Genomic DNA, 12,826 nt, shown 5'->3' with positions numbered 1-12,826 from the left:
TTTCCATCTGGGACTGCGTTGAAAAATCAGGCGATGCCGGCTGCCAGGAGTGCATGCACGCTTTCATCGAAGTGCCGTGCCATCAGCGTTGAGGCGGTTTGCGGATCGCCTGCGGCAATGGCCTGTCCGATGGCGATGTGAAGTTCGCACGCGGCAAGGCGCTGCGCATCCGAGGTGCGGCTTTTCCAGCCGATCGGCCACGTCTGGCGTGTCACATTCTGGAAAGCGCCGAGAATGAGTTCGAAAACCGGGTTTTTGGAGGCTCTGGCAACAGCAAGATGAAAGGCAAGGTCGTGCTCCATCACCCTGTCATTGTCGCTGAAGTCCCGCTCCATATTGTTGGCGTGGTCGAGGATGGTGAGCGCTTCCGCATCCGTGCGCCTCAGTGCCGCGAGCGTCACGGTCCTGACTTCGATGGTGCGGCGCACATCGTAAATCTGCTGGATATTGATCTGCTCGGTGTGAATGCCATGTTCGAACATCAGCGACATCGCACCATGGTCCAGCGTCGCCACGGTTGCGCGCTTGCCCGCGCTGACATCGATCAGCCGCATGGCCGACAGAGACCGGAAAGCCTCGCGAACGACGGTGCGCGAGACGCCGAGCTGTTGCGAGAGCGAAAGTTCACTCGGCAGCTTCGCGCCGGGGGCCAGCTCGTTTTCGCGGATATGGCGGGTGATCGCGCCGATCGTGCTGCTGACGAGACCGGATTCATGCGAAATGGCGTTTAACATTTTTCCTCCAACCTGTAGTACAGGTTTATGGAAAATTGCTTACAGGATTTTTCCTGCTGAGACAAGCGCCCTTGTCTTGGCGATCGCTGGTTCCATTCGTGTCGTCAATCTATTCCTCGAAGTCCTGCAGGAACCGCTTCAGCAGCCCGTCAAGCGCCGCGCGCTCCCCTTCACTGAGATGGGCGACAAGGCGATGCTGGTTCTCCACATGCGCACCCACCGCCTCCTCGACGATGGCAAAGCCACGCTCCGTCAGCGATATCAAGACGCTGCGCCTGTCCTGTGGATTGTGAATGCGCTCCACTAGCCCGGCTTTTTCCAGCTGGTCGATCCGGTTTGTCATGGTGCCGGAACTGACCATGGTCATAGCCAGTAGATCGCCGGGAGAAAGCTGGTAGGGTGAGCCCGCGCGTCGCAATGTCGCCAGCACATCGAAAGCGGAGGAGGAGAGGCCGTGTTTCAAGAGCACCGCCTCCACCTCGCGGCCAAGATGTGTGCCAAGCCTGTGCAGACGCCCGAGCAGCCCCATGGGGCCGACATCGAGATCGGGTCGTTCCTTGCGCCATTGCGCGAGAATATGGTCGACGTGGTCCATGGGTTCCTTGCTCATCACCAAGGCATAACAATTGATATCTTGACGTCAAGATAAAATCGACTAAGCTAAATTTATCTTGATATAGAGATTCTTGAAATGAAGAAAAATACGACCTATGCCACCGACGTGATGGTCACAGCGCTTGCTCCCGCCATCTGGGGGACCACATATTTCGTCACGACGGAATTTTTGCCGCAGGGATATCCGTTGCATGTTGCCATGCTGCGCGCCTTGCCGGCCGGTATCCTGTTGCTGCTTCTCGTCCGAAGGCTGCCGCAGGGTATCTGGTGGCCGCGCAGCTTCATTCTCGGCGCACTGAATTTCTCGTTTTTCTGGGCGATGCTTTTCGTGTCGGCCTATCGGTTGCCTGGCGGTGTTGCGGCAACGGTGGGCGCGGTGCAACCACTCATCGTCATCGGTCTGTCGCGGCTGTTTCTCGCGACGCCGGTGCGGCCGCTCGCCATCGGCGCCGGTTTTCTCGGCATTGCCGGTGTTGCGCTCCTGGTGCTGACGCCCGGTGCGGCACTGGATGGTATCGGTGTTGCCGCGGGTCTTGCCGGTGCCGTCTCAATGGCCTTCGGAACGGTTCTGACCCGCAAATGGCGCCCGCCGGTCTCCAATCTCACCTTCACCGCGTGGCAATTGACGGCGGGTGGCATTCTTCTTTTGCCGGTCGCTTATGTTCTGGAGCCGGCCCTGCCGGCGCCAACGGCGGCCAATGTCATGGGCATGGCGTATCTCGGCCTCATAGGCGCGGCGCTCACTTATCTTCTATGGTTTCGTGGGCTCGCCCGCATCGAACCTTCCGCGGCCGCATCGCTCGGTTTCCTAAGCCCAGTCGTGGCTACCCTGCTGGGCTGGCTGGCGCTTGGCCAAAGCCTCGCGCCAGCGCAGATCGCCGGGTTTGTTGCTGTGCTTTTCAGCATCTGGCTCAGTCAGCGCAGTCAGTTGCCGAGGTAGGGGGGCCGTCAGGCCCATTCGCCCTTGCGCATGACAGGAACCGTGGAGCCATCCGGCTTCACGCCATCGATATCCACCTTATTGGAACCGATCATCCAGTCGATGTGGATCAGGCTGGAATTGCCGCCCTGCGCCTTGATCTGATCCTGCGACAGCGAGGCGCCGTCGAGGAAGCATTTCGAATAGCACTGGCCGAGCGCGATGTGGCACGAGGCGTTTTCATCGAACAGCGTGTTATAAAACAGGATGCCGCTTGCCGAAATCGGTGAGGAATGCGGCACAAGTGCCACTTCGCCGAGACGCCTTGCGCCCTCATCGGTGTCGAGCACCTTGTTCAGCACGGCTTCGCCCTTGGAAGCCTTGGCTTCAACGATGCGACCGGCTTCGAACTTCACCTGGATATCGTCGATCAGCGTTCCCTGATGCGACAGTGGCTTGGTGCTGGAGACATAACCGTCGACGCGCAGCGCATGCGGCGTGGTGAAGACCTCTTCGGTCGGAATATTCGGGTTGCAGGTCACGCCGTTCTTGGCCGTGGAGGCGCCGCCATGCCATTCGTGGCCATCCGCCAGACCGATCTTTACGTCGGTGCCCGGGCCGGTGAAATGCAGCGCAGAGAAACGCTGGCCATTCAGCCATGCGGAGCGCTTGGCAAGATTGGCATTGTGCTGCGCCCATGCGGCGACGGGATCGGCCACATCCACTCGCGAGGCCGCGAAGATGGCATCCGCGAGCTTGCGCACCGCTTCATCCTCGGTGAGGCCGGGGAAGACCTGCTTTGCCCAGGAGGGGTTGGGATAAGAAATGATGTTCCAGTTGATATCGAAATTGGAAATCTTCTCCAGCGCCGGCTTATAGGCCGTGGAATTGGCCTTGTTGGCGCGCGCGACCTTGGCGGGGTCCTCTTCGGCAAGCAGCATCGGGTTGTCGCCGGCAATCGCCAGCCGCGCCGCGCCATTGGCATAGGCCTTCGCCATGCCCTCATAGAGCCAGCCGGAGGCCCGGTCGAAATTCGCGTCGCTGGCATGGCGGTAGCGCGAAAGGGTGGTTTCCTCGTCGGAGTAGAAAGTGGTGACCAGCCCGCCGCCCGCCATATATGCGTGTTTGGTCAGAAACCGCACCAGCGGCAGGGCCGCCAGCGGTGCGGTGATCACCAGATCCTGATCCTTCTGTAATTGCAGGCCGACCTTGACGGCGACTTCCGCGAGTTTTTCGAGTTTGACGGGATCGATGGGGGAAACGGTCATGATCTGCCTTCGTCTATTTCAATTGGAGGCGCCGACCATAGCCCATTCCTTCCGAAAGCCAAATGCTTTCAGGAGCGCCCGTTGCGCCTCATTCTGCTACCAGAGGGGCGATAATGGCATTCAGCGCTTTTTGGGCATCGCGGGGCGAAAGCCGCACCTGCAAACCCCGTTGCCCGCCATTCATGTAGACGCAATCATGCACCATGGCATCGGCTTCAATGGCTGTCGGCACCTGTTTCTTCTGCCCGAACGGACTGATGCCGCCGACATGGTAGCCGGTCGCCCGCTCCGCATCGGCGGGTTTCATCATGTTGGCGGATTTGCCGCCGAAGGCAGCGGCAAGCTTCTTCATGCTCACCTCGCGGTCGGAGGGGACGACAACGCAAACCGGTTTGCCGTCCAGCTCCGCCATCAGCGTCTTCAGCACCAGATGCGGTGGCTCGCCGATCGCTTCGGCCGCCTGCAGGCCGATGCGGTCGGCATTCGGGTCGTAATCATAAGTGACGGTAGCAAAGGCAATGCCGGCCTTCGTCAGCATCTGTGTGGCGCGGGTCGTTTTGGACATGGTGGACTGCGTTCAGGCAAAAAGGGTCTGGTAGATTTCCGGCTTGAAGCCGACGGTTATCTTGCCCTTCGCCTCCAGCACCGGACGCTTGATCATCGAGGGCTGCGCGAGCATCAGCCCGATGGCCTTTTCGCGGGTAAGATCGGCCTTCTGGCTGTCGTCGAGTTTCTTGAAGGTCGTGCCGGCCCGGTTGAGAACCGCTTCCCAGCCGGCGGCATCACACCATGTTTCCAGATGGGCGCGGTCGATGCCGGCCGCCTTGTAGTCGTGGAAGGAATAATCGACGCTGTTCAACTCGAGCCAGCTTCTGGCCTTCTTCATCGTGTCGCAATTCTTGATGCCGTAAATCGTGACCGCCATGCTACCGCCTCTTCGTCTTTAAGCCTTCCGGCATAACAAAATATCCATCTTATTCAAGCCGCCGCCTGAGGTGCCTTGCGCCATTTTTAAAAGCATGATGTCTGAGCCATGCAAAATCGAAGTGGCTGATATCCGAACGAGCGCGAGCAAAGCTGCATGGCTTCCCTGCTACATCATGAGTTGTAGAACAGGGCGTAAATCCCCATTATCTGGGCATCAAAGATGGAGAGAAAAATGCGTCAGGTTGCAAAGACATCGCGTAACTTCTTCGGTGAAACTTTCGCCGTTCTCGGTGCAGCGCTCTCGGTTTCGGCCGCTGTTCGCGCACATCGCAAGCCTGCCCGCGCCGATCTCGAAGCTCTCGGCATCGACGGCAAGGCTTTCGACAAGGTCCAGCTCTAAGCTGGTTATCGTTTGTAGCGAGGCGACTTCGCCTCGCTCATGGGTATATTTTGGTGGGCCTTAGCGTTTCGCCTATTTTCGGTTCGGCCGTTTTCTCGGACCGATCAGTTTATCCGGTAAATGCAGCTGGTTTTCGAGCGGCTCATACCGATCCGCTTTTGCGGAGAGTGCGAAGCGTCCAAGGGACTCATGTCGCGTTTCGCCATTATGGCTGAAAACAAGCTCGAAATTACTCGCAAGCCAACTATATGGCTTTCCGGCCGGCATCGGCTCTATCTTCCCGCAGCCATAAATCATCGTGACATGCGGCGTAAAAGATGGTGCAGGGATATAGGGAAGGTTCGCCTGTCGAAGCGCCCGTTGCAGCAGCCTGACCAAGGCATGGATCTCCGGCTGATCCCCACCGTTTCGTAGAACCAAACTGTTGCGATTGCCAAAAAGCGCGCTTCCGTCAAGGGTGACCGGAACAGGCCGCGCGCTCACCGCATCCATTGCCGCCTTCAGTCTGCTTGTCAGTCCGTGAGGGATCGTCTCGAAACATCCCAAACACAGCAGGGTTATGTGCAGAAGCTCGGCGGGATATGCCTCACGGGTTGTCCGACCTAGGGCATGGTGCGACGCATCGACAAACATTTTTTCCGCCAATTGCCGTGGCGGCTTGAGCATTAGCAGGAGCTTGTTTCGAAAGCGTGGATTGACGCGCCGTATTTTTTTCGGCTCCAGCCCATCAAAGCAAAGCTGCCTTAAGGCTCTTTCGTCCGCCAACTCGCACTCCATGACGATGCTCCACAGCCTTATACCAAGGCCGGAAACCTATCATTATGCGGTAATAAAATAAAGAACAAAAGATGAACAGAGGGCGGAATTGCTCCGCCTTCGTTTTATTCCCACTCGATGGTGCCGGGCGGCTTGCTCGTCACGTCGTAGACGACACGGTTGATGCCGCGCACTTCGTTGATGATGCGGGTTGCCGCACGGCCGAGGAAGTTCATGTCGTAGGGATAGAAATCCGCCGTCATGCCATCCACTGATGTCACGGCGCGCAGCGCGCAGACGAAGTCATAGGTACGGTAATCGCCCATCACACCGACGGTCTGCACCGGTAGCAGCACGGCAAAGGCCTGCCAGATGGTGTCGTAAAGACCGGCCTTGCGGATTTCGTCGAGATAGATCGCATCCGCCTTGCGCAGGATATCGAGCTTCTCGCGGGTGATTGCGCCGGGGCAACGGATCGCCAGACCCGGACCGGGGAAGGGATGGCGGCCGATGAAGCTTTCCGGCAGGCCGAGTTCGCGGCCAAGCGCGCGTACTTCATCCTTGAAGAGCTCACGCAGCGGCTCGACGAGCTGCATGTTCATGCGCTCGGGAAGACCGCCGACATTGTGGTGGCTCTTGATGGTGACGGAGGGGCCACCGGAGAAGGAAACGCTTTCGATGACGTCAGGGTAAAGCGTGCCCTGCGCAAGGAACTTGGGCGCACCTTTGCCATCGGCGGCGATCTTGGCGGCTTCGGCCTCGAAAACCTCGATGAACAGGCGGCCGATGGTCTTGCGCTTCGCCTCGGGGTCGGAAACGCCCGATAGTTCGCCGAGGAACAGATCGGCGGCGTCCACATGAACAAGCGGAATATTGTAGTGGTCGCGGAACATGCCGACGACCTGCTCGCTCTCACCAAGCCGCATCAGGCCGTGGTCGACATAAACGCAGGTGAGCTGATCGCCGATCGCCTCATGAATGAGGATGGCTGCAACCGAGGAATCGACGCCGCCGGAAAGTGCGCAGAGCACGCGGCCGGTACCGACCTGCTCGCGGATCTTGCGGATCATCTCGGCGCGATAGGCCGCCATCGTCCAGTCGGATTTGAGGCCGACGATCTTGTGCACGAAATTGGAGAGCAGCTTGCCGCCGTCAGGCGTGTGCACCACTTCCGGGTGGAACATGGTGGTGTAATAATGGCGCTTCTCGTCAGCCGCGATGGCGAAGGGAGCGTTCTCGGAGGTCGCGATGACCTCGAAACCTTCCGGCAGCTTTGTTACGCGGTCGCCATGGCTCATCCACACCGGATAGCTCTTGCCCTGTTCCCAGAAACCTTCGAATAGCGGGCTAGCCTTTTTGATGTCGATATCGGCACGGCCGAATTCCGCCGCATGGCCACCTTCGACCACGCCGCCGAGCTGCGTGCAGAGCGTCTGCTGGCCGTAGCAGATGCCGAGGATCGGAACCTTGCTGTCGAACACCGCCTGCGGCGCGCGCGGGCTGCCCTCGGCCGTCACGGATGCGGGGCCGCCGGAGAAGATCACGCCCTTGGGCTGAAGCTTCTCGAAAGCCTCTGCGGCATTCTGAAACGGATGGATTTCGCAATAGACCCCGGCTTCGCGGATGCGGCGCGCAATCAGCTGCGTCACCTGGCTGCCGAAATCGATGATGAGAATGCTGTCGGGATGGGCTATCTGGGTCATGGCGAGCCTTTAAAGAAAAGCGGGGCTTTAGGCAACCCGGAAGCGGGTGTCAAACGGCGGAAATTTGCGAAAATCGCGAGGTTTCAAAGGGCAATCACACCATCTTCGATGGCGCGGCAGAGCCGGTCGACGGCATCGGCGAGCTTTTCATCGATGATATCGAGATACTCCGTCCAGTCATCCACATGGTTCACATCGGCCTTGCCGTCGGAAATACCGCGCAGGCCGATGAGGGGCACTCCGAAGCGCTGGCAGGCCCGCAGGACCGCAAAGGTCTCCATTTCCACCATATCGGCATCGATCGACCCATAGCCATCTCCCGAAACGACGTTGCCGCCGGTGGAAAGCCTCGCCTCGGCAAGATCGGGTATCCGCAAAGGCAGTGCCACTTCGGCGGGCAGATCGAGAAACGGCGTGCGCCCTTTTTCGAAACCGAAGGCGGATGCATCCATATCGCGATAGGAAACCGAAAGCGCCTGATAGATGCCCGTCTGTTCCAATGTCCGCGAACCGGCAGAGCCGAGCGAAACGACGAGGTCAGGCAGATGGTCGGCCGCATCGAGACCGGCAAGTATGGCCGTCACCGAAATAGCCGCCTCGACCGGGCCGACCCCGGTCATGAGTGGCGTGATGCGCGCCTGCAGATGGGGGCCGTATTCTGCGGAAGCCGCCATGACGAAAAGAACGGATTTATCCGCAACATGCGAAAGCTGGTAGCTCATCCGCTAATATCCTCGCGCCCCTTGACCACCATCATCGTGCCCGTCATGGAGGCGATCAGCTTTGCCGGCCCATCCGAAAGCGCATAGGCGCGACCATCCGCCACGATCAGATTGTTGCCGGGCTTGATGATCTCGCCGCGAAACAAAAACCGTTCACCACGTCCCGGCGACATGAGGTTGACCTTGAATTCGATTGTCAGCAGCGATGCTTCCGGTTCGATGATCGTATAGGCGGCGTAAGTGCAGGCGGTGTCGAGACCGGCGGCGATGACGCCCGCATGCAATATGCCATGCTGCTGTGTCAGCTTTTCATGGAAGGGCAGCTCTATTTCCACCAGCCGGTGTTCGATGCGGCTTATCTCGGCATTGATGGCCTGCACCACGCCCTGCCGCGCGAAGCTTCTTTCTATCCGCTGGCGAAAATCGCCGGGATCCGTGATCTCCATGGCCTACCTGCCTGCTTCTGCCCTGTCGCAGACAGACATGGCGCGTGGCGTCGGGCAAGGCAAGGGCGTAAGGCGAATTAGTTCAGCAAGCCGATGCTTGCGTTGAGCACCGTGGCAAAGGCGACCCACAGGGCATAGGGCGCGAAAAGCCACATGGATATGCGGTCGCGACGGTAGGCCAGCGCGATGAAGGCGATGATGCAGATCAGCATGGGGATGATGATGACGAGCGCGCCGGCCGGGCTCTGCATGCCGAAAAAGATCGGCGACCACAGGAAATTCAGCACCATCTGCGTGAACCAGAGGCGCATGCGCGTCCCCATCGGTTTCCTGATCCACGTCCGCGCGCCGGCGATGCCGATCAGCACATAAAGCGCAGTCCAGACTGGCGCGAAAATCCAGTTGGGGGGATTGAAGAATGGTTTCTGCAGCGATTGATACCATTCGCCCGGCACATTGTTGACGCCGATCAACGCCCCGATGGCGACAACGACAACCACAAAAACAATATACACGGCCAGATTCTTCATGACGCATCCAATGCGCGGACCACGCTTTTGTTCCCTGCCTTTTCAGTATTTTAGCCGGACAGGCGCACGATATGCTGGTCCCAGGCCACGTCGCTGCGAACGGCCTCGAAAAATCCGTCATAGGAGGAAACCGCAATGCCGCCGGTAGCCGTCGCAACGCCCGCCGCCTCCCGCACGCTGACCTCGGAGACCACACTTCCCGTCTTTGCATCGAGCGTCACGGCAGCGTTGCCGTTCGGCGAGGTCAGACCCACCAGCCCTTCGCGCCGGTTGACGGCGATGGCCCCGACGTAGTTGGCAAGCCGCACCGTCGTTTCCTTCGGAAAATCGACGAAGGCAACATCCTCGCCCTTCGAGAAATGGCCGACAAGCGGCGGAAGATCGTTGCGCGGTCCTTCATATTGGCAGGCGAACCAGATGCGGCCGTTATCGCCGAGATCGACATGGCGGGTGGAGAGCTGTCGCAGCCGGTCCGGCATCACATGTTTCTGGATCAGCTGGCCGGTGGCGGCGTCCAGAAGCACGAGGGACGGCTCCATGCTGTCGATATTGAGCTTTGTGCGGCCGAAATCCGGGTGGGTCTCGATGCCGCCATTGGCGATCACGATCAGCCCTCCGTCATCGCTCACCGTCATGTCATGGGTGCCGACGCCATGCGCGTCATATTCACCGATGCGGGCAAAACCGCTCCGGGCGTCGTAAAGGCCGATGACGCCGCGATTGCCGTCGAAGTCGTTTTCGCTGGCATAAAGGATTGCGCCATCGGGTGAGAATTGACCGTGGCCATAAAAGTGCCGGTTCTCCGGCGCGTGCATCACGACAGGCTCCTGACGCCGCATGGGGTCAAACGCCATGAAGAAAGTGCCGGGACGGCGCGCGAAGGCCACCGTCCTACCGGTCGCATGGCTAGTCGCCATTCCATGGGCGCGGGCGGGAAGCGCAACGCGGTCGATGATCTCGCCACGCTCGCTCACCGTCGCAATGCCGTAGGATCCATCACGGGCGCGAAAGGCAGAGGCAAAGACGGCGTCGGTGCGTTCCAGCGCATGGAGCGACTGCGGGGCGAGAGCGGCAAGGAAGGGAATACCTGCCGCCTTGATGAAGCTGCGCCGGTCGATCAGCATGCGCTTGCTGCCGGAGGTCATCACTCAGTCTCCGTCAGCAAAGGAAAAGCCGGAGCTGAGGCCGATAGCGCCGCCATACTGATCGTTGAGACGGTAGATCAGGTCCTTGCCGTTGAGCAGCAGGTAATCCACCTTGGCGCGCTGGTCGTCCTTGTCCAGTGCCTTTTCCACATCCGTATCGATCGTTGCAGCAACGCGGATCATCGATTTGGCGATGAAGTCGATGGAGTTGACGATGGAGCGCTGATCGGGCGGCACGAGTTCGACCATGTCGGCGGTATGCAGGAGCGTCTGCACAGCCTTGATATTGGTGGAGACGCTCTTCCAGGTCAGGCCTGAGCGCCAGTAAATGGCGGTGCGGGGAAATCTCGCCTTGTCCGGCCCCTTGTAGAAGGTCTCGATCCGCTGGTCGCGGATCGCCTCTGCGCCGTGCACGAGAATACCGAGCAGGGCGACCAGCGCCTCGCGTTCATCGCGAAAGACGGGGTTGTCCGGTCCCGGCTGCGTCCAGTTTTTCCGAGCACCGTCAGGTGCGTTCCAGCTGTCGGAAAGCTCTGCCGCCACATTGGCGATATTGCCGGCGATGGCGGCGCCGAAACGGCAGCGGAAATCACCCTTCTTGTCGAGAAGTTCATCCGCGCCGGTGCCGTAAAGCACGAACTCCAGCGCGCCAAGCCCCTGTGCCGCGACGCTCTTGCCTTTCAGGCCGTCGGCGGTGGTAACGCTTTCATCCTTGTCTGCAAGGTAACGCTGCACCTGCTTCAGTCCGAGACCCTTTTTGTCGGGGTAATAAAGCACGCGTTCGAAGCGGTTCTTCTCAATCACAGGGCCGATACGCACGATCTCGATTGTCGACCAGTTCAAGACCGTTTCAGTAAAAGCCGCCTGTGCTGCCGCCTCCGTCGTTTTGGAGGGTGCTGCGCAGAATGCCTTCATGCCGCCTTCCAGCGTCTCCGCAGACTGCCGGAAGTGGTCATAACCGGGACGGATGAAGCCGTTCACCGCCTTTTCCATCACGCCCCGCACCTGCGCGGGGTCGAGTGGCGGCGGCGGCAAAAGTTCCACATCCTGCGCTTTTGCCGGCGGCGTGGTGAGAAGCAGCAGCACGGAGATGACGCCGGAAATTTTTCGCATGGCAAAGTTCATTAGAGAGACTCCAGAAAAGCCAGCAAAGCCTGCCGGTCGGATTTTTGCAAGGCGGCAAAGGCGTCGCGCGCTTTTTGCCCTTCGCCGCCATGCCACAATATGGCTTCCGTCAGGCTGCGCGCCCGCCCGTCATGCAGGTAAAAGCCGTTGCCATTCACTCTTTGCGTCAGACCTAGGCCCCAGAGCGGCTGCGTGCGCCAGTGCCGACCGCTGGCTTCCCCCACCTGCTGGCCATCAGCAAGCTCCTCTCCCATGTCATGCAGGAGGAAGTCCGAATAGGGCCAGATCAGCTGGAAGGAATGCATAGGGTCCGCGGCATCGCGGCGGGTGACGAATTTTGGTGTATGGCAGGCCGTGCAGCCGGATGTATAGAAAAGCTGCTTGCCCTCAAGAACGGTCCGATCCTCGGCATTGCGTCGCTGTGGCACGGCGAGGTTTTCGGTGTAAAAGGTCACGAGATCAAGAACCGGGTCCGGCGCTTCCACCGGCCCCAGCCGCGGCTGCACGCCTGTTGGCATGGCCAGACAGTCCCTCTGGGCCTCGGTGCAATCGCCATAGGCATTCGGCGCATCCGGTGTGGAAATGCCGATATCGTGGGAAAAGGCGCTGGCGCTCTGGTCGCGCACGCTTGCATTTTGCGCTTTCCAGCCGAACCGCCCGAGTTTTATCTCGCCGGTGCGATGATCCTTGACCCAGGCCGGGTGCCCGGCAATGCCATCGCCATTTTTGTCATCGGGGTCTGCGCCGGCGAGAATATCTGCATCGGCAATGGCCTCGATCAGGCCTAGGCCGAGCGTCGGCATGGCAATGCGGGCCGAAACTGTCGTGTCCGTACCGAGCGGGCCATATCTCAGGTCCGTAGCGGCATAAGTGGGCTTGCGCAGCGACACCACTTCGCTATCCGATAGGCGCACGGGCTTTTCAGTGTAGGTGATGACCGGCCTGCCCTCGGCGGCGAGGCCGGGGATGGCGAGATTCTGCAGCTGCCGGCCATAGGTCTCGTCGGGAAAATTCAGCACCTCACGGCGCGCAATCGCGGCCCGTTCCGTCTCGTCCCGGGCCGGTCGCGCCAACCGCAGAAACAGGGAAACGGCGTCTTCGCCGGCAAGTGGCGGGCGGCCCCTGCCATCCTTCACATGGCAAGTCTGGCAGGATCGGGCGTTATAGAAAGGGCCGAGCCCATCCGAAGCCTGCGTGGAGGAGGGGGAGGAGACCCAGAGCTTCTGGAACAGCGCGTTGCCGAGCTTGAAATCCTGCTTCCGCTCGAAAGGCATGGTGGCGGAAGGCTGAGAAAATGCGTTGCCATCGGCCTTGCCGGTGCTGGTGGTTGCGCCGCCGGACATGGCCTCGAAGGGCTCCGGTCTCGTAAAATCGGTTGTTGGCGCAGTGACGGCCAGAACGCGGCTTCGGTCTTTCTCCGTCAGGTCGTCACGCAACGGGGCGGCAAGCGTCACTGAGGCCACAAGGCAGGCTGCCCCGGCGAAGAAAAACGGCTTGCGGATCGGAGACAGCGACAATTCCATGGAGGTCGGAAGG

At 60.0% G+C, this 12,826-nt stretch carries 15 protein-coding genes; 2 read left to right on the top strand and 13 right to left on the bottom strand.

Going from position 1 to position 12,826, the window contains the following annotated elements; all coding sequences use genetic code 11:
- Nucleotides 1-26: 26 nt before the first annotated feature.
- Both O8B93_RS02400 and O8B93_RS02395 read right to left on the bottom strand, forming a co-directional pair.
- A complete protein-coding gene (locus O8B93_RS02400) occupies nt 27-734 on the bottom strand; it encodes a FadR/GntR family transcriptional regulator (RefSeq protein ID WP_080811056.1) in 708 nt (235 codons plus the stop codon).
- A gap of 109 nt (nt 735-843) precedes the next feature.
- The gene (locus tag O8B93_RS02395) at nt 844-1,344 is read right to left on the bottom strand and encodes a MarR family winged helix-turn-helix transcriptional regulator (RefSeq protein ID WP_269708212.1); all 501 of its coding nucleotides are present in this window, start codon (nt 1,342-1,344) and stop codon (nt 844-846) included.
- Nucleotides 1,345-1,425: 81 nt separating this feature from the next.
- On the opposite strand from O8B93_RS02395, the gene pecM reads away from it, so the two are divergent.
- The gene (gene pecM, locus O8B93_RS02390; RefSeq protein ID WP_269708211.1) at nt 1,426-2,289 is read left to right on the top strand and encodes a 4-hydroxybenzaldehyde efflux transporter PecM; all 864 of its coding nucleotides are present in this window, start codon (nt 1,426-1,428) and stop codon (nt 2,287-2,289) included.
- 8 nt (nt 2,290-2,297) lie between these two features.
- Here the strand turns inward: pecM and O8B93_RS02385 are convergent, their stop codons facing one another.
- The 3 genes from O8B93_RS02385 to O8B93_RS02375 form a co-directional block, all read right to left on the bottom strand.
- Complete coding sequence (locus O8B93_RS02385; protein WP_269708209.1) at nt 2,298-3,536, bottom strand: aminopeptidase; 1,239 nt, start codon at nt 3,534-3,536, stop codon at nt 2,298-2,300.
- An 88-nt stretch (nt 3,537-3,624) separates the two neighbouring features.
- Nucleotides 3,625-4,101, bottom strand: coding sequence for a Cys-tRNA(Pro) deacylase (gene ybaK, locus O8B93_RS02380; protein ID WP_269708208.1), 477 nt, complete (start codon nt 4,099-4,101; stop codon nt 3,625-3,627).
- Between the two features lie 12 nt (nt 4,102-4,113).
- Nucleotides 4,114-4,461: an ArsC family reductase gene (locus O8B93_RS02375; protein ID WP_269708207.1), complete on the bottom strand. Its 348-nt coding sequence runs from the start codon at nt 4,459-4,461 to the stop codon at nt 4,114-4,116.
- Between the two features lie 234 nt (nt 4,462-4,695).
- Here O8B93_RS02375 and O8B93_RS02370 point away from each other — a divergent pair, with 234 nt between their 5' ends.
- Complete coding sequence (locus O8B93_RS02370; protein ID WP_003503889.1) at nt 4,696-4,863, top strand: hypothetical protein; 168 nt, start codon at nt 4,696-4,698, stop codon at nt 4,861-4,863.
- Nucleotides 4,864-4,935: 72 nt separating this feature from the next.
- Here the strand turns inward: O8B93_RS02370 and O8B93_RS02365 are convergent, their stop codons facing one another.
- The 8 genes from O8B93_RS02365 to O8B93_RS02330 all read right to left on the bottom strand — a co-directional run bounded on the left by O8B93_RS02365 (nt 4,936) and on the right by O8B93_RS02330 (nt 12,813).
- On the bottom strand, nt 4,936-5,640 hold the full coding sequence (locus O8B93_RS02365) for a 2'-5' RNA ligase family protein (RefSeq protein ID WP_269708206.1): 705 nt from the start codon (nt 5,638-5,640) through the stop codon (nt 4,936-4,938).
- A 104-nt stretch (nt 5,641-5,744) separates the two neighbouring features.
- Nucleotides 5,745-7,322: a glutamine-hydrolyzing GMP synthase gene (guaA, locus tag O8B93_RS02360; RefSeq protein ID WP_269708205.1), complete on the bottom strand. Its 1,578-nt coding sequence runs from the start codon at nt 7,320-7,322 to the stop codon at nt 5,745-5,747.
- Nucleotides 7,323-7,405: 83 nt separating this feature from the next.
- The gene (locus O8B93_RS02355) at nt 7,406-8,044 is read right to left on the bottom strand and encodes a 5'-methylthioadenosine/S-adenosylhomocysteine nucleosidase (protein ID WP_269708204.1); all 639 of its coding nucleotides are present in this window, start codon (nt 8,042-8,044) and stop codon (nt 7,406-7,408) included.
- Nucleotides 8,041-8,490, bottom strand: a complete 450-nt coding sequence (locus O8B93_RS02350; RefSeq protein WP_269341609.1) for a PaaI family thioesterase — start codon at nt 8,488-8,490, stop codon at nt 8,041-8,043. Before O8B93_RS02350 ends, O8B93_RS02355 begins: the two co-directional genes overlap by 4 nt.
- A 77-nt stretch (nt 8,491-8,567) precedes the next feature.
- Complete coding sequence (locus O8B93_RS02345; RefSeq protein WP_269708203.1) at nt 8,568-9,020, bottom strand: TspO/MBR family protein; 453 nt, start codon at nt 9,018-9,020, stop codon at nt 8,568-8,570.
- 50 nt (nt 9,021-9,070) lie between these two features.
- Nucleotides 9,071-10,165, bottom strand: coding sequence for a DUF1513 domain-containing protein (locus tag O8B93_RS02340; RefSeq protein ID WP_269708202.1), 1,095 nt, complete (start codon nt 10,163-10,165; stop codon nt 9,071-9,073).
- A gap of 3 nt (nt 10,166-10,168) precedes the next feature.
- Nucleotides 10,169-11,290, bottom strand: coding sequence for an imelysin family protein (locus O8B93_RS02335; protein ID WP_269708200.1), 1,122 nt, complete (start codon nt 11,288-11,290; stop codon nt 10,169-10,171).
- Nucleotides 11,290-12,813, bottom strand: a complete 1,524-nt coding sequence (locus tag O8B93_RS02330) for a di-heme oxidoreductase family protein (protein WP_269708638.1) — start codon at nt 12,811-12,813, stop codon at nt 11,290-11,292. Before O8B93_RS02330 ends, O8B93_RS02335 begins: the two co-directional genes overlap by 1 nt.
- Nucleotides 12,814-12,826 lie beyond the last annotated feature (13 nt).

It is taken from the genome of Martinezella rhizogenes (assembly GCF_027460065.1).
GTDB lineage: Bacteria > Pseudomonadota > Alphaproteobacteria > Rhizobiales > Rhizobiaceae > Agrobacterium > Agrobacterium rhizogenes_C.
This window is presented reverse-complemented; position numbering and strand designations above follow the sequence as displayed.